Origin of the sequence: Enterobacter sp. TMH.L2, assembly GCF_050847315.1 — a bacterium.
In the GTDB taxonomy this organism is placed as follows: Bacteria; Pseudomonadota; Gammaproteobacteria; order Enterobacterales; family Enterobacteriaceae; genus Cedecea.
Genome location: NZ_CP193791.1, coordinates 4,783,661 through 4,801,293, shown reverse-complemented (window position 1 = coordinate 4,801,293; position 17,633 = coordinate 4,783,661). Strand labels below are relative to the sequence as shown.

The following is a 17,633-nucleotide window of genomic DNA, read 5'->3' as shown; positions in this document are numbered from 1 at the left end:
GAAAATTGACCCGATGACGACGCCGGATAACCGCGAAAAACGCCCAACCCACGAGCTCGAGTATGAGCCTGTTATACCTATCGAAACCCAGCAGGATGAAGCCCCAGGCGAGCCCGCTGAGAATGAACCGCTGGTGAAGCTTAAAACCAGTAACGCCGCGGTGAACAGCACCATATCCGCGGTCAACAAAACGGTCAGGCAGCCGATGGTTGCCCACCTGCTCCGCGCCGCAGAACGCTTTAACGACCGGCTGGGGAATCAGTTTGGCGCCGCCATTACCTACTTCTCGTTTCTGTCGCTGATCCCCATCATGATGGTGGCCTTCGCGGCAGGCGGGTATGTGCTTGCCTCTCACCCGACGCTGCTCGAAGACATTTTTGCCAAAATCCTTGAGAACGTCAGTGACCCGACGCTTGCCGCCACCCTGAAAAACACCATCAATACCGCGGTTCAGCAGCGCACCACCGTTGGCCTGGTCGGGCTGCTGATTGCGCTTTACTCCGGCATTAACTGGATGGGCAACCTGCGTGAAGCGGTGCGCGCTCAGTCGCGGGATAAGTGGGAACGTAGCCCGCAGGATCAGGAAAAATTCTGGGTAAAATACCTGCGTGATTTTATCTCATTGATTGGACTGCTGATTGCGCTGATCGTTACCCTGTCTATTACCTCGATTTCCGGCTCGGCCCAGACGCTGCTGATCGGCCTGCTGCACCTGGGCGATATCGAATGGCTGAAACCGGTCTGGCATCTGGTCGGCCTGGCGATTTCTATTTTTGCCAACTATCTGCTGTTCTTCTGGATCTTCTGGCGTCTGCCGCGCCATCGCCCACGCCGCAAGGCGCTGATTCGCGGCACGCTGATTGCGGCCATCGGCTTTGAGGTGATCAAAATCATCATGACCTACAGCCTGCCGAAGCTCGTCAGTTCCCCTTCCGGGGCCGCTTTTGGCTCGGTGCTGGGGCTGATGGCCTTCTTCTACTTCTTCGCCCGCCTGACGCTGTTCTGCGCGGCCTGGATTGCCACCGCAGAATACAAAGACGACCCGAGGATGCCGGGAAAAACGCATAAATAATCCTGTCATGATTTCCGGTCAGGATAGGTGACCTGCCGACCTTCAGGTTAGCAGGTCCACTTGTCTAAACCTCCGACCAGAGAACATGCCATGACAACTGCCTCCGTACCCAAACTCCAAAAAACCGTTATTGACCCCAGCGTTCGCCTGCGCGAAACACACATCGGCGAACAGTGTGAAGTACTCGCCAACAGCGTGCTGGAATACAGCACCCTCGGCGACTTCTCCTACCTCGGGGAACACTGCTGCGTAGCCGACAGCGAGATCGGTAAATTCACCGCCATTGCCAACCACGTTCGACTTGGCGCCCCCAATCACCCGATGGATCGCCCGTCACAGCACCGCTTTACCTACTGCCCCGAGTACTACGCCACTGATGTTGGTCGGGATACCTCATTCTTTGCGCATCGCCGCGAGGACCGGGTGATAATTGGTAACGACGTGTGGATTGGCCACGGTGTTATCGTCCTGCCCGGCGTGACAGTAGGTGACGGCGCTGTACTGGCCGCGGGCGCGGTGGTCAGCAAAGATGTGCCGCCGTACACCATCGTTGGCGGCGTGCCAGCGAAACCTATTCGCAGCCGTTTCCCGCAGGAGGTGGCTGAAAGCCTGGGGCGCATCGCCTGGTGGGACTGGCCGCTGGAGAAATTAATGGCGCACCTGCCGGAATTTCAATCCGGTGAGATAGCCAGTTTTTGCGCTCGCTGGGACAAGCCGACCAACTCAGCAGATAAATCTAACTGGTAACTTTTATTTAACCTAAAACCAGTTTTATTCTCTATTTTGAAAATTTTGTGAAGCATTTCATAGAAGGTTACGGGCAGGCTTAAAAATTATCCACTTAATGCGCGTTTTTTGAGCCATTTCGCCCGGTGCGGCGCGTTGAAATGCTTCTTTTGCTATGCGTAAATGGACTTTCGTTCGCCATAAATAAGAAAAATCTATGCAAGCATCCGTTGCCACAACTCTCGATACCGGGGCTGACGCTACGCCCGTAAACTCACGCGGAAAAGTCGTTGTTGCTTCGCTGGTCGGCACGGCCATCGAATTCTTCGACTTCTATATCTATGCCACCGCGGCGGTGATTGTCTTCCCGCACATCTTTTTCCCGCAGGGTGACCCGACGGCTGCCACGCTACAGTCTCTCGCCACTTTTGCCATCGCCTTTGTGGCTCGTCCGATTGGTTCAGCGCTATTCGGTCATTTCGGTGACCGCGTCGGTCGCAAAGTCACGCTGGTCGCTTCCCTGCTCACGATGGGGATCTCGACCGTTGTCATCGGCCTGCTGCCGGGCTATGCCAGCATCGGTATCTTCGCCCCGCTTCTGCTGGCGCTGGCCCGTTTTGGCCAGGGTCTTGGCCTGGGCGGTGAATGGGGTGGCGCGGCATTGCTGGCCACGGAGAACGCCCCGCCGCACAAACGCGCGCTGTACGGTTCTTTCCCGCAGTTGGGTGCGCCGATAGGCTTCTTCTTCGCCAACGGCACCTTCCTGCTGCTTTCATGGCTGCTGACCGACGAACAGTTCATGTCCTGGGGCTGGCGCGTGCCGTTCATTCTCTCTGCGGTGCTGGTCATTATCGGGCTTTATGTCCGCGTTTCGCTGCATGAAACGCCAGTATTCGCGAAGATTGCCAAAGCCGGGAAGCAGGTTAAAGTCCCGCTGGGCACTCTGCTGACCAAACATTTGAAGGCGACGATCCTCGGTACCTTCATCATGCTGGCGACCTATACGCTGTTCTATATCATGACGGTCTATTCCATGACCTTCAGCACCGCGCCCGTTCCGGCGGGACTGGGCTTCTCGCGCAATGAGGTGCTGTGGATGCTGATGATGGCGGTGATTGGCTTTGGCGTGATGGTGCCGATTGCGGGCTATCTGGCGGATGCTTTTGGCCGCCGCAAGAGCATGATTGTGATCACCAGCCTGATGATTCTGTTTGCGCTGTTCGTCTTCCCGCCGCTGCTGGGTTCCGGGAACCAGGCGCTGGTGATGGCCTACCTGCTGATTGGCCTGAGCCTGATGGGGCTGACCTTTGGCCCGATGGGTGCGCTGCTGCCGGAGATGTTCCCGACGGAAGTCCGCTACACCGGCGCGTCATTCTCTTACAACGTCGCGTCCATTCTTGGCGCCTCTGTCGCACCGTATATCGCCACCTGGCTACAGGCTAATTATGGCCTGTTCTATGTCGGCGTGTATCTGGCGGCGATGTCCGCACTGACGCTGATTGCGCTGCTGCTGAGTAAAGAGACCCGCCACCAGTCGCTGTAATTTTTACCCTCACCCTCTCTCTAAAAGGGAGAGGGGATTACGATGCCCCCTCGCCCCTCTGGGAAGAGGGCCGAGGTGAGGGGCAGCCTTACTTCTTCATCTGCCCCAAAATCGTCCGGCACTGATTATCACTTCCTTCAGAAGGCGAGATCAGCGCGGCCAGCGCCGCCGCCGGAGTGACCAGCGTGGCAAGCGCCGCAGCCACTGCGCCACGAATAATCAATGGCCCCGGCTTCACGCCCGCATCCGGGCTCTTAAACGTGCCGCGCACATAGAGCGGAGAACGCAGAGTGATAATACGAATCCCTTTGCTCTCCGGATCGATGGTCAGATCCAGACGTTCGCTGGCAAAGTTTGTGCTGCCGGTGACGTTGATAAGCGCATTTTCAGTATCAAAGGCAAAAATTCTCGGCGTCGCAATTCCGTTGCGTAAATCCAGGTTCGCAGCGGCGCAGTTGATCCGCACCTCATCATCGCCAAAAATCTTGCCGACAATGTAGTTGCCCACGTTAAGGCCAACGATTTCCATCAGGTTACGGCTGATAAGCCCGTCGTTCATCAACAGCTTCAGGCTGCCGTTACTGGTGCCCATCAGCGCCGCGACTGAGTTACCGCGTCCGCTCAGATTGGCATCGCCGTTCAGCTCGCCCAGCGTTTTCTGCATCGACTCAACCTTCGGCATAAGCTGCTTCAGCTGCAGACGACGCGCCTGAATATCCGCTTTCCCCTGCATCGGCTTTTTATCGCCCTCAAGGTGGATGTTGGCATTGATGGAGCCGCCCGCCATGCCGAATTTCAGCGGCTGCAGGCGCAGGTCAGCGTTATTCAGGATCACGTGGGTGGTGAGGTCGCTCAGCGGCAGCGTGCCGCTGTGTTCAATGCGCTGCCCTTTAAAGCGTACATCGGCATCCATCACGTTCCATTTGTCCGTTTCAAAGCGATCGTAAGGCAGCACTTTATCGGCTGGCTGCACCGTCCTGTCGCCCCGCTGCTGTCTGGCTTTTTTCGTCTTTTCGGCATCCTTCCCGGAATCAACGCCAATCAGCGGCCCTAAATCGGCCAGTCGCAGCTGTTTAGAGACTAAATCGCCCTCAAGTTTAGGCCGGGGTTTACTCTGGCTGTAGGTCAGGGAACCGTGGATATCGCTGTCGCCAATGCGCCCGTTAAAATCCTGATAGCGGAAGACCGAGCCTTTATCCGTGTCGATTTTTGCCAGCAGATGGCCGTCCGTTTCAAACGGAGGCGTATCCGGCAGCAGCACGCCGGTCAGCGCGTAAAGATTCCCGAGGGAATCGCCGGAGAACTTGAGCCTGAGATCGACGCCTCCCATTTTCATCGGATCGTTAACGGTGCCAACGAAGGCCACTCGCGATGTCCCCGAACGCACGTCTGCCTGCACCGGGAATGCGCTATCGCCCTCGCTACGCAGCGCCAGCATACCGCCAATTTTACCGCTGCCCTCCACCGGCTGGCCGTTGTAGCGGCCATTCACTTTCAGGCCGAAAACGTAATCTGCCGCTTTCGCCGCATCTTTGCCCTGTGGCTTTTGGCCGGACACTTCGCTAAACGGCAGCGGTTTACCCAAAGGATCAACCAGGATCGTTAGCGCCGCCTTGGTCACTTTATCGTCCACGGCGATCCGGCCTTTATCAAACAGGATCTTGTCGAGCCGGAAGGACCAGCCGGAGGGTTTTTGATTGGGATCGCTGCCGCCAGCACTGGCAAGGTTAAAGGTCCAGTTATTGTTTTTGTCCGACAGCCGGATAATACGGACATCCGGCTCAACCAGGCGAAGCCAGGGGATATAAACCGTTTTGGTTAACAGCGAAAGCGGGGCGAGCGTTGCCTCGACGCTGGGCAGATGAACCATGGTGACTTCGGGGATGTCAGGTGGGTTACCAAGCAGGATGTCTTCGGCATGAACGTGTGGCCAAGGCACCCAGCTGCGCCAGCCGGGCTCGTCTTTATTTCGTGCCCAAACCACCCCTAAATCGCCGCGAATGGCAAAGGGGCGGTTCAGCTCTGTCGAGACTTTTTGGTTGATGGTTGGTTTCAGCCGGTTCCAGTCAAACGTGGCGATCGCCACGATCGCTACGACAACCAACAACAAGAAAATCCCGGCGACTGTGCTGCTAATTTTACCCGTTTTTGTCATCCTTCTTACCTCTCCTGATGTTGGTCTACCTGACTAAAAGATAGTTCAGCGTGACCGAAACGACATCAGGGGAGGCGAATCAGAACGTTTTCCAGGTTTTCGAAGGGGACAGGGCGCGACAGGAAATAACCTTGTGCCGCATAAGCAGGCGAAGATTGAACATCTCGCCATTCTTCAACCGTTTCAATGCCTTCTACAATCACACCCTTGCAGTAGCGGTTCATTAATTGCAGCAGCATGGTAAATAAATTCCGCCCTTCATCGCTTTTTCGTAGCATGATGAAAAGCTCGCGCGCCACTTTGATATAGTCGTAGCGGACTTCGCTCAGCGCGGAGAAGTTAGCCAGGCCAGTACCAAAATCATCAAGCCAGAGCGGGCCAAACTCGTGCATGCCGGCCAGCGTTGCCGCCTGCGGCAGGTTAATGTGCTCCACAAGTTCAAAACGTACCCACGGCAGTTTGGCGATCAGATCAAGAATCGGCTGATGCTGCTTCATGGCAATTAAAGTGGGGCCATCGACGTTCACCGAGGCCAGTATGCCGTGACCGATGAAGGTCTGCGCCCAGTCTTCCAGCAGACGCAGTTGCTCTTCCACCACCGCAAGACGCTGGCGGCTGGGGATCGCAGAGAAATAGCGGTCAGGCGGGATACGTACGTCAGCCTCAGCCGGATGCGTGACCACCGTCAGCAGTTCAACTGCCATCAATTTTCCGTCTGTTTTGTAAATCGGCTGAAAGGTGTAGCGGCGCTGGCATTGCAGCCAGAATCGTCGCTCCTGCAAACTTTCAACGCTCGCCTCAAGCGTATGCAGCCGGTGAGTGATCTGCTTCAACTTCATCTGTACATCCTGTTTGCCCTGATAACGCTACATGGCTCGTCGAAAGGTTATCGGCGTCGGAATAGAGAACTTTATGCTCGCTTTCGCAGCAAAATGCGCCGGAGCGATTTTTGTCACAATCACAATAACCTGGCGTACATCAAATATTTTCAAAACGCCGTTTTAAAATGTTTGACTCACTTTTCGCCACAGCGGAGAATGCGAAAAACAGCGTTTTTGTTCATTTAACCGCCAGGTATCTTATGCTCACTCAGAAAATTGCCGTGATCGGCGAATGCATGATCGAACTGTCTCAAAGTGGGGCCCAGCTGCATCGCGGCTTCGGAGGCGATACCTTAAATACCTCGGTTTACCTCGCCCGCCAGGTCAGCGAAGGCGCGCTGGAAGTGCATTATGTCACCGCGCTCGGCGAGGACAGTTTTAGCCAGCAAATGCTGGACACCTGGCAACGGGAACACCTGCACACGGCATTGATTCAGCGCCTGGAGCACCGCCTTCCGGGCCTGTATTACATCGAGACCGATAGCCACGGTGAGCGGACGTTCTACTACTGGCGTAACGAAGCAGCGGCGCGGTTCTGGCTGGAAAGCGAGCGTTCAGACGAAATATGTGCGGAACTGGCCCGGTTTGATTATCTCTACCTGAGCGGCATTAGCCTGGCCATCCTCAATAACGCCAGCCGGGAGAAGCTTTTCGCGATGCTGAAGCAGGCCAGATCGAACGGCTGCAAAGTCATTTTCGACAATAACTATCGGCCACGCTTATGGACCAGCCCGGAAGAGACACAGCGTGTTTACCGGCAAATGCTGGCCTGCACGGATATTGCGTTTCTGACGCTGGACGACGAAGACGCGCTATGGGGCGTAGTCCCGGCAGAGGAAGTGATTCGCCGGACGCATGCTGCTGGCGTAGAAGAAGTGGTTATCAAACGAGGCGCTGAGTCTTGCCTGGTCTCGGTCAGCGGCGAGGATCTACTCGACGTCCCGGCGCTTCGTCTGGCAAAAGAAAAAATCTTGGACACCACCGCGGCAGGAGATTCCTTTAGCGCGGGTTATCTGGCGGTGCGGTTAACCGGGGGTACAGCAGAAGAAGCCGCGAAGCGCGGCCATTTGACGGCGGGCACGGTGATTCAATATCGCGGGGCGATTATCCCGCTGGATGCAATGCCCCAATAAGATGACCCTCACCCTCACCCTAACCCTGGAAGGGAGAGGGGACGAAAAGAAAATGTCTGCGCAAGTTCCCCCTCATCCCTGCGGGGAGAGGGGCGGGGTGAGGGGCAATCCCACCGCTAAGAAGCCGGTGGAATATCCGATACTTCCGGCTTAGGATCGTCCGTCACCGGCGGCGGCGCAGCCGGCACCATCACCTTATCCCACGTCTCTTTCAGCTCCTTCATGTTGTACTCAGGTTCGCCTTTAGGCTGCAGCAGCACCATCGACATCTCCTGAGACAGCTGCTGACGCAGATCCTGATTGAGCATCGACACGGTCAGGCTGTCGAGGAAGTCCTGCCGGAGCTTCTGGTACTGCTCCGGTGCAATATCAACCACCTGATTCTGCAGCGAACGCAAACGCTGGCTTATCAGCACGTCGGTGTCGGTGCGCGCGTAGGTAGCAAACAGCTTCGTCAGCTCATTCTTTTTCTGCGCTATCAGCGCGTCGAATTCTTCCTGAGACAACCCCTTATCGCGCACTCTCAACAGTTCACGCCCGACGCTGGTAAGGCTGGCGTTCAGCTTATCGTTCGGGGATTCAATGTTGATCCCGCACTGGGCGCGCAGATAAAGCACGCGGCAATCAAAGCTCAGATTGAGGTCTTTAACGCCATTTTTGCTCAGGCTTTGCTGCACATTCCAGAACAGCGCTTCACGGGCCAGGTCGGCACGCCAGTAGCGCAGCAGCGCCGCAGACTCACGAATCGGCTGCCAGCTGTTGTCCCACATCAGGGACAACCTGTCCTGACGCACGCTGTCGGTCATCAGGCTCACCGGCTCAGGGTTAAGCGGGGAAAGCGTTGGCACAGGCGCAGGCGTGTCGCGCTTGCCTTTTAGCTCACCGAAGGTTTTGTTGATTTGCTCCGCCACGCTGCGGCTATCCACATTACCCACCACGATGAGGGTCATGGCATCCGGGGTGTACCACTTGTCGTAAAACGCTTTCAGCTGCGCGGCATCAACCGGGCGCTTGAGATTATCAGCCGGATCGTGGCCAAGCAGCGTGGAGCCTTTCAGGCGGTAGCGCCACCAGCTGTCTTTGGTGTTCATCGGCCAGGTTGCGACCATATCCGGCACATGCAGTGCCGCGGTGACGGTTGCCGGCGTCACGGCCAGTGACCCGATATTGGTCGACATAAACGTCAGCGCTTCTTTCAGCAAATCATTGCGGTTATTAGGCAAGCTTAAGTTAAACAGCGTGAAGTCATAGGAGACGATAGCCGGAGGAAGTGGACGCTCCGGGTCGCTGCTTTGGTGCCATAACGAACGCGCCTGGCTCGTCGGCAGACCGCCGGTCTGCGTCAACAGCATGCGCGGTAAAAAGTGGCTGTAACCGCTTTGTTGGGCGGTCTCTGTGAGTGAACCGCTATTCACCATCAGGCGAATTTCAACGCGGTCACTTGGGCGCTGGGGGGTGGCCAAAACCTGCCACTGGAAGCCGTTAGAAAGCGTTCCCTGTTGCCAGGCCGGGTCCGGCTGGAGCGCTTCTGCCTGCACGTTGCTGGCCGTTGCGGCTAATAGCAACCCGCCAGCTAAAAGTCGAATCTTGGTGCCCTGCATGTGAACCCCTAAAAACAATCCTGGTTAAAAGTAGCACATCGGCGCGGCATTCGACGTCCGCAGACCGACATAGGTGACGTTTCACCAATCCGTTTGACCGCATTTCTGCGAAAACGTCACGTAAGAAAGTGAAAAATAGAGAATAAAGACCCTAAATAATTCGAGCTGCAGGTAGGCGGTAATTAACACACCTGCAGGATGAAGTATGACGGGTATTAGGGGGATTATGCAGAGTCGCCCGCAGCGAGGGCAAGTCGCTGCGGGCAATTGGTCGGATTAGTGGGAGACTTCGGTCACTTTTTTGTCAGATTTTGGATTATCCAGCTGCTGATGAAGTTGCTTTTCATCCAGCTGTTTTACCCATTTCGCGACAACGACGGTCGCCACGCCGTTACCGACCAGGTTGGTCAGCGCGCGCGCTTCGGACATGAAGCGGTCGATACCCAGAATCAGCGCCAGACCCGCAACCGGCAGATGGCCTACCGCAGAAATGGTTGCCGCCAGCACGATAAAGCCGCTTCCCGTCACGCCTGCAGCCCCTTTAGAAGAGAGCAGCAGCACAACCAACAGCGTGATCTGATGGAAGATATCCATGTGGCTGTTGGTCGCCTGAGCGATAAACACCGCCGCCATTGTCAGGTAAATCGAGGTGCCGTCCAGGTTGAAGGAGTAGCCGGTTGGAATGACCAGGCCCACAACGGATTTACGGCAGCCCAGCTTCTCCATCTTATCGAGCATACGCGGCAGAACGGACTCGGAAGACGATGTCCCCAGTACAATCAGCAGCTCTTCTTTGATATAGCGAATGAACTTGAAGATGCTAAAGCCCGTCGCGCGGGCGATGGAGCCCAGGACCAGAATCACAAACAGCAGGCAGGTGATGTAGAAGCAGACGATCAACTGGCCCAGCTGCACCAGAGAACCTACGCCGTACTTACCGATGGTGAACGCCATGGCCCCAAACGCCCCGATAGGCGCCAGGCGCATGATCATGTTGATGATGCCGAAGATAACCTGAGAGAAGCTTTCGATGACGTTAAAGATCATCTGCCCCTTGTGGCCCAGGCGATGCAGGGCAAAGCCAAACAGAACGGCAAACAGCAGCACCTGCAGGATATTCCCGCTGGCAAACGCACCAATCACGCTACCTGGGATCACGTCCAGCAAGAAGGCAATAACGCCCTGCTGCTGAGCTTGTTCAGCGTAAACCGCAACCGCTTTGGCATCCAGCGTCGCCGGGTCCACGTTCATGCCGGCGCCTGGCTGCAGCACGTTAACCACAACCAGCCCGATAATCAGCGCAATCGTGCTGACAATTTCAAAATAAAGTAACGCTACCGCGCCGGTACGGCCTACGGCTTTCATGCTTTCCATGCCAGCGATCCCGGTCACCACGGTGCAGAAGATGACGGGCGCAATAATCATTTTAATCAGTTTAACGAACGCGTCGCCAAACGGTTTCATTTGGGCACCCAATTCCGGGTAAAAGTGACCCAGCAAAATGCCGATGGCAATTGCGGTCAGCACCTGAAAATACAGACTTTTGAAGAGTGAGGTTTTCATTAGAGTATCCTTGAACGGAGAGTAACCGCAGCCCCGGCTCAGGAACCGGTATGACTGCGGCACTCAACATATCACCCTAAAAAAAACGCAGAAGTGGCCTGGATCGATTTTGTTAACGGAACTGTTAAAAACTTGAACTGAACCGATCCAGCTCTTAACATTTGTAACTATTGTTTTTCATTTACGCAGTAAGAAATTCACGTTCAAACTGCTCGAGGGTGCGCGCTTTGGCATACAGGAACCCCTGGGCATAGATAACCCCCTGCTGCACCAGCCATTCGCGCTGCGCTTCTTGTTCCACGCCTTCAGCCACCACTTTCAGATCCAGGGCTTTGGCCATCGCGATAATCACGCCCACCATCGCGTTATCTTCCGGCAGCCCTTCGATGAAGCTTTTGTCTATCTTCAGCACGTCAATCGGCAGCGCTTTCATGTGGTGCAGATGGTGCAGGCTGGCGTAACCCATACCAAAATCATCCAGCGCAATACGCACCCCGGCCTGGCGGAGCGGCCGCAGGATATTGACCGCCGCCTGTGGATCATCAATGCGGCGGCTCTCGGTAACTTCAAGAATCAGCGTGCCGGGCTGGATTCGGTAACGTCTGAGCAGCTCCAGGAGCGAAGGCACCATGGCTTCATGCAGCAGCTGGAGCGCGGAGAGGTTGACGCACAGCGGCAGCGTAACACCCCGGCTTTGCCAGGCAGACAGCGTGCGACAGGACTCCTCGAGGATCCAGCTACCGACGGTAATCATCAGCCCGCAGGCTTCAATACGCTCAATCAGCCCTTCCGGCAGGCTCCAGCTACCGTCAGCCTGACGCTGGCGCAGCAGGACTTCGGCACTGACCACGCTTCCGTCACGCATATCCACCTGCGGCTGTAGCCAGATAGCAAACTGATGCTTCTCAAGCGCATTCAAAATATCGTGCTCTTCGGTCAGGCGCTGCTGGGCTATCTCCATCTGATCGGGGTCGAAGAACTGAATTTGGTTTTTCCCGAAGCGGCGAGCCGCAAGCGTTGCCGAAGCCGCCCGGCGATAAAGCTGTTCTGCATCGAGGCCCCCTCTGAACATCGCAATGCCAATGCTGGCGGTCGGTTTCAGTTGCAATGCCTGAACGGGCAAACGGGCGTTGAGCGTTTCCATGATTTTCTGTGCCAGCGTCATGGCATTCCACGGGTCGCTGACGCCATAGAGCAGCAGCCCAAAATCATTCTGACTGAGCTGGGCCAGGACCGCGTTGGTCGGCAACACGGGTTTAATTTTCTCGACCAGCGTCAACAGCAGCATCTCGCGCTGCTCTTCGTTCAGCACGCCGGCCGCATCCTGGAGCGTTTCGCTCCCGATTAACATCAATGCGCCGCGTTTCTCGTTCGCCACCATCTGCTCAATCAGCGCCATCAGCAGCGCCTTATTTGGCAGCTCCGTGACCGGATGATGGGTACTCAACGCGTTCATTTGCTGCTGAAGACGCTGGGCAACCTGCTGATTGCGGTTATAGCTGCGTACCAGCATGCCAATCTCATCGTCATGGTGCAGCGGCGGCAGCGTGAGCTGGTGCTCACCCGCTTGCTGAGGATTCAGGTTACTCAGCTCGCGGCTAATCTTGCGGATCGGATGCACCACCAGCCGGTTAATGCACCAGCTGATCGCCACGGTCAAAATCAGCGCCAGCAGCAAATAGGTGGTCAGCAGAGTGGAAATCGTGCTGATGATAATGCGGTACATGCGCCAGGAATCAGCCTGTAGCACCAGGTAAGCCAGCGGCTGCGGGTTTGCCGGGCGTTCGAGGGAATAAAGCGGCAGGGAAATCTGCACCGGCAGCTCAAACACGCGGGTGATGAGCATCGGGATTTGGTGCTCCGGCATAAAGCTAATGCGAAGCGCCTGGAACTGATTGGGCAGCACGACGTCGGCTCGGCTGATGATGCCCGAAGGTTGGATCTGCTGAAGAATAGCCTCGGCCTGCGGAATATCCGCCCGCAAAATGGCCTCAGACAGCGGAAGACGCACGGAGTGGGCGATTTTCTCCATTTGCGTGGCGGTGTCGTAGCGGTTTTGCTGCACAAAATGGAACAGCTGAATGACGATAAAAATGAAAATAAACGCCAGGGCCACGGCTGACACCATCGCCATCTGTTTTATCGTTAGGGAACGACTGACTCGCAAGCTGACTCTCCGCTTTTGCTTAACCTGCGCCACGCCCGGCATCAGGATATTCTTATGCCCGCAGAGTATACTGCATTGCCGCTCTTTTTAATCCTGACCTCAGGAGAATCGGGTAATTCTGCATTTATGGGCAACTTTGCGCCGAATTCTGAGTAAAAAAACACAAACGGCGGGCTAACCCGCCGCTCTGCGTCACCGCTAATCAGAAGTCCGCGTAAGGCACCAGCGGCTGCGGCGGCATATCCATATCGCCCTGCCAGCCCGCCATGGAGTAGCGCACGAAAATCAACGCGTGGCTTGGGGTGTAGTCCTTGGCCTGCTGAATATCAATCCCGGCACCGATTGACCAGTGCGAGTTGATCCGCCGTTCAACCAACGCTCTGGCCGTATAACCGAAACCATTGCTGCTGCTGCCCGAGAAGGTGTCATTGCGGTCCGGGTAGCCCTCTGGATCGTCCGGGTAGGGGTTCGTGTTATTTGGCACGAGGTTACGCAGCGGATAGCGCTGGCCCGCATTGCTGTGGGAGTAAGACCAGGAGCCGGAAGCGCCCAGTTCCCAGGACCAGTTTTCGGTACGTTTACGCCAGATGACCGGCACGGCAAACGACACGTATTTTTGCGGGCTGTAATAGCCGCCCTGGCCGAGGAAGTAGTCGCTGAGGTCTTTTTCGTAGTGCCAGACCATATTGGTCAGGCCCACGGTTAGCCGCTGATTATTCTCGTTAATCAGCTTGTAGTAGTAGCCCGTCATCCAGCGCACGCGCCAGTTATCGGCCACGTTTTTACCGGTCAGCGTGTCCGCGCTCAGGCTGGACCAGACGCCGTTAGCTTCGCCCTTGTCGTAGCTCAGGCTGATACCGCCGCCGTTAGCGCGAACGCCACCCCACACTTTATTGGTATTCGGATCCCGCTGCCCGCCGAAGGAGAGCAGCGAGCTGGAGATAGGCCGACGATGCGCATTGACGGTATAGCCAATAGGCCCGAGGTCGTTGCTGTAGCTCACGCCACCCACGACATCCACGACGTCAAAGCCCATCGGCGTGGTGCCAATGTCCGTTTGCCAGGTATTGTTTTTCCAGCCAACGGCCACGCTTGCGCCGTTGCCACTCTGATTTGTGTTGCCGAAACAGTTGTGCTCCGCACAGGTGCCCCAGCGCTCGTTGTAACCCCCGCCGTTATCTTTGAACGAGCCAGCACTCATATTCACCAGATCGGTACGGAACCACATCCGTCCGTCGCTAAGCGGAGCGTCCACCTGCAGCATCGTGGTATGTGCTTTCAGATCGGAATAACCTGGCGTGCCGCTTGAGCCCCAGTATTCGTGGTCAAGCGTCACGTTTACATCCTGCTGGCGGTAAAGATCGGCGGCATCGCTGCGCACGCCCCGCTTCAGCCAGTCGTCTTTCTCATCGTTGCGGGTCAGGCGAGTGAAGGTGTCGTTATCCTGCGGGCGCTGTTGGGCAACCCCCGAGGAGACCATAGCGTCTTTGTAAGTCTCCAGCGCCTGCTGCGGCTGGCCGCTGGCGGCCTGGAAACGCGCGGCATCACGCATCACCAGCGCGCTTTCCATCGACGGCAGCTGGCTTTTCGCCGCAACCAGAATTGGCGCGTAGGTTTGCGCGGCTTTTGCGTTGTCGCCCAGGGCAGCCCAGGCGTTCGCCACGCGGCGTTGCGTATTGATGGACGGTGTTTCACCCGCCGGCGCTTTCTGCAGCTTCGCTAGCAGATCGCGGGCCTGAGGTTTATCCCCCTCGGCAATCAGCACCTCGGTTAACCCTAACAGCGCATCTTCGTTGCCGGGTGAACGCTGCAGGACTTTCTGATACTGCGCTTTCGCCGTGGGGCGATCGCCACGTTCGGCGGCCCAGTCGGCCAGCGTTAAGTCGACGCGATCGGACGGCGTCTGCTGCTGAAGCAGCGTAATGGCGTCTTTTTCTTTGCCGCTGTCCCGCAGCCGGGTAGCCGTTTGCATCACTTCGTTAAACTGCAGCCGGTCAGCAAGCTCATGAATATTGTCGGTCCACTGCGCTTTGGGCAGCGTATTGAGGTGGCTTAGCGCCGCCGCATCGTGGTTATTACCTGAGAGATAAAGGCCGTAAGCGAAGACCTGCTCCGGGTCGCCGGGCTTGCGCTGGGCCAGGCCGCGCATCAGGCTGTCTGCCTCGCTGTGTTTTCCGGCGGCATAGAGATCGTTCGACAGGCGGTAGGTGATCCACACGCTGTCCGGGTCGAGTTTGAGCCGCTGGCGCTGGATCTCTGCCGCTTTTGCCCACTGCCCCTGGCTTTCCAGCGCGGTGGCCTGCTGCTCCAGCCGCTCGCCGGCCAGGCTACGTTCAATATCATCAATACTTTTGCGTTGGCTGGCCGAAAGGCTCTGAATATACGCCGTTGCTCGCGCCGGCGACTGGCGGCGGTACACGTTCGCCAGGCCACGAATCGCGTTGCTGTTCCCGCGATCCATGCGCAGCGCCTGCTGATAATAACGCTCCGCGCTGGCATCATCTTTTTTGGCAACGGCCACATCGCCAAAGCCCAGCACCGCGTAGCTGTCGGTGTTATCCACCCTCTGCGCCTGCTGGTACTTCTGCAGCGCGGCATCCGGGTTATTGGCTTTGAGCTGAGCATCACCTTGTTCAATCAACAGCCAGTAGCGGTTGGTTTTTAACAAGCTGTCCCACTTGCCCCGGTTGTCGCTTTGCGGGTCCATCTGAATGGCTTTCTCAAACTGCTGTACCGCGAGGGCGCGTTTTCCCTGCTGAGAATAAGCCTGCCCCAGGGCGCCAACCACTTCGCTATCGTTTTGCTTCGAGCTTAACGCCTCTTTCAGCTGCGGAATGGCCTGGTTCCCGCGACCACCGCCCACGTCTTCCAGCCCTTTTGCCCGGGCGAGGAAAGCCGGGTCAGACAACTGTTTTTGCTGCTGCGCCAGCCTGTCACGCGCGGTGGCCACCGTATCGCCTTCGGTAAAGACATTAAGAAAACGCTGCAGGGCCGCGACGCTTTGTGGCCCTGTCGGTAAGTTGCTGATTTGGCCATACCATAAAGCCGCCGCGTCTTCCCGGCTGCCGTTGGATTTCGCCATTTGCTCAAGCACCTGATAAGCCTCGGCGCTGCGGCCGTTGGCAAACATCAGCCGCGCCAGATTGCCACGCAGTTCGCCGTTCCCCGGCGCAGCGGCATCCAGCGCTTTCAGTTTATCGATCGCCTGGTTGGTGGTTGCCGGGCGCTTCGCCATCAGCATCCAGTATTCAATCGCTAAATCCCCTTCGGGTGGATTGCCGTCAAACAGCTTTTCATAGGCGGCAATAGCCTGTTCGGTATGCCCGCTGGTCGCTAATAAACGGGCCTGCTGCAGCTGCTGGCGGCCATCCGCGCCGGTCAGCATCATCGTGACCTGCGACTGTTTATATTCGGCGGAACCGGGGGCCAGTTTTGCCAGACGCTCAAGCTGTGCTTTCGCCCCGGCGTTATCCCCCTGGCGCAGCAGGTAGCGCATGCGGGCCGCAATCACGTCCGGATCGTCCGGTGCCATCAGCTCCAGCCTGGACAGCGACTGACGCACAATATCTTCGCGTTTGCTGGCCTCACCCATCCTCACCTGCTCCAGCAACTGCTGCTGGGGCGTCAACGCGGCCTGAGCCATCGGCATCAGCGCCATGCCCAATGAGAGAGTGACGAAACTTAATGAGAACTTGCGCATACCTGACCCCAGCGAGGGATTAATTCACCCCGAGAATTGAAGCGAAAACGATTTTGATCCCATCCCTGACCAAAGAGCGTTAAAACATAGCTGTAATAGGCATCAGCCTGGGGGAAATTATCTTTCACCCGCTGACGCTGCACGTCCCGCGCTTCGCTATCCTGTAAAAAAGGCAGCATGGCGGCGGAGAATCCCACTGGGCCATTGCCCTGAACGCTGCCGGTTTGCACATCGACTTTTTCCGGCGGCAAACCTTGTTTGATGGTGATATCTGCCATGGGCTGGAAGGCCTTCAGCAGCGCGGCTTTGTGCGGTGCGTCGTCGGCCATCATGCCAATCCACATGTAGACGCGGATTGAGTCATAGCTGCCGCTGCGGGCGTCGTCGGTCTGGAACTGCCAGCCTTTGCCTTCACGCCAGTCGGCCCAGTTGGGTGAAAATCCTTTGGGTGCGGTTTCAAGCAGTAATCTTTGGTTTGCCACCTGCATGGCCGACCACGGGCCGCGGTAACGCACCATTCGCTGCAGTACCTGCGGCGGAAGGTAGCTTGGATTCAGCCGCCAGTCAGGAGAATGATTAAACCCCACTCTCCCCGGCAACAGTGAGAATCCCAGCCCCGGGATTTTAATCACTTCCTCTTTCGCCACGCGCTTCAGCAGCTTTTCACCGAGGCGACTATAGGCAGGCTCATGCCACAGACGCCCCGCTTCAAGCAGGCTCCAGACAATCCACATATCGGCATCGGAGGCGGAGTTGCTGTCTAAAACCGTCCACGCATCTTTGTCGTTTTTGCCCCACAGCCAGGCGGGAAGATGGTCTTTCAGCGCCCCCTGAGCGAGGTTGTTTTCCGTCCAGAGCAGCAGCTTGTCGAACATCGCCCGATCGTTGGCCACCAGCGCAAAGAAAAGCGCGTAGCTCTGCCCTTCAGAAGTGGTGATTTTGCGCTCATCGCTGGGATCGATCACCCGGCCCTGGTCGCTGACATAGCTGGCTTTAAACTGCTCCCAGGCAGGCCAGCTACAGGCGGCCTGCCCGGAAACGGTTGTCAGCATCAGCCCGACCATCAGCAGTGCGGCGCTGATTTTCATCGTA

General features: G+C 56.9%; 11 protein-coding genes. 4 read left to right on the top strand and 7 right to left on the bottom strand.

Annotated elements, in window-relative coordinates; genetic code table 11:
• The first annotated feature begins 13 nt into the window (after window positions 1–13).
• The 3 genes from yhjD (at window position 14) to ACREYP_RS22885 (ending at window position 3,341) form a co-directional block, all read left to right on the top strand.
• Entirely contained in the window at window positions 14–1,072 is a 1,059-nt protein-coding gene (gene yhjD / locus ACREYP_RS22895; protein ID WP_008460626.1) for an inner membrane protein YhjD, read from the top strand.
• 90 nt (window positions 1,073–1,162) lie between these two features.
• Window positions 1,163–1,819 (top strand): DapH/DapD/GlmU-related protein, encoded by a 657-nt coding sequence (locus ACREYP_RS22890; RefSeq protein ID WP_008460624.1) that lies wholly within the window; start codon window positions 1,163–1,165, stop codon window positions 1,817–1,819.
• 196 nt (window positions 1,820–2,015) lie between these two features.
• The gene (locus ACREYP_RS22885) at window positions 2,016–3,341 is read left to right on the top strand and encodes an MFS transporter (protein ID WP_336818924.1); all 1,326 of its coding nucleotides are present in this window, start codon (window positions 2,016–2,018) and stop codon (window positions 3,339–3,341) included.
• Window positions 3,342–3,429: 88 nt separating this feature from the next.
• On the opposite strand, the gene ACREYP_RS22880 is transcribed toward ACREYP_RS22885, so the two are convergent.
• Together ACREYP_RS22880 and pdeH are read right to left on the bottom strand one after the other, a co-directional pair.
• A complete protein-coding gene (locus ACREYP_RS22880) occupies window positions 3,430–5,496 on the bottom strand; it encodes an AsmA family protein (protein ID WP_498881051.1) in 2,067 nt (688 codons plus the stop codon).
• Between the two features lie 65 nt (window positions 5,497–5,561).
• A complete protein-coding gene (gene pdeH / locus ACREYP_RS22875; RefSeq protein ID WP_213713567.1) occupies window positions 5,562–6,335 on the bottom strand; it encodes a cyclic-guanylate-specific phosphodiesterase in 774 nt (257 codons plus the stop codon).
• 242 nt (window positions 6,336–6,577) lie between these two features.
• Between pdeH and kdgK the strand changes: the two genes are divergently transcribed.
• Entirely contained in the window at window positions 6,578–7,510 is a 933-nt protein-coding gene (gene kdgK, locus ACREYP_RS22870) for a sugar kinase (protein WP_498881050.1), read from the top strand.
• Window positions 7,511–7,626: 116 nt separating this feature from the next.
• On the opposite strand, the gene ACREYP_RS22865 is transcribed toward kdgK, so the two are convergent.
• The 5 genes from ACREYP_RS22865 to bcsZ form a co-directional block, all read right to left on the bottom strand.
• Complete coding sequence (locus ACREYP_RS22865; RefSeq protein ID WP_008460615.1) at window positions 7,627–9,111, bottom strand: M16 family metallopeptidase; 1,485 nt, start codon at window positions 9,109–9,111, stop codon at window positions 7,627–7,629.
• Window positions 9,112–9,387: 276 nt separating this feature from the next.
• Entirely contained in the window at window positions 9,388–10,674 is a 1,287-nt protein-coding gene (locus ACREYP_RS22860) for a dicarboxylate/amino acid:cation symporter (RefSeq protein WP_008460613.1), read from the bottom strand.
• 181 nt (window positions 10,675–10,855) lie between these two features.
• Entirely contained in the window at window positions 10,856–12,841 is a 1,986-nt protein-coding gene (gene hmsP, locus ACREYP_RS22855; protein ID WP_034809980.1) for a biofilm formation regulator HmsP, read from the bottom strand.
• 202 nt (window positions 12,842–13,043) lie between these two features.
• Window positions 13,044–16,541: a cellulose synthase complex outer membrane protein BcsC gene (gene bcsC / locus ACREYP_RS22850; protein WP_336819357.1), complete on the bottom strand. Its 3,498-nt coding sequence runs from the start codon at window positions 16,539–16,541 to the stop codon at window positions 13,044–13,046.
• Complete coding sequence (bcsZ, locus tag ACREYP_RS22845) at window positions 16,523–17,629, bottom strand: cellulose synthase complex periplasmic endoglucanase BcsZ (RefSeq protein WP_008460608.1); 1,107 nt, start codon at window positions 17,627–17,629, stop codon at window positions 16,523–16,525. Before bcsZ ends, bcsC begins: the two co-directional genes overlap by 19 nt.
• Between the last annotated feature and the right edge of the window lie 4 nt (window positions 17,630–17,633).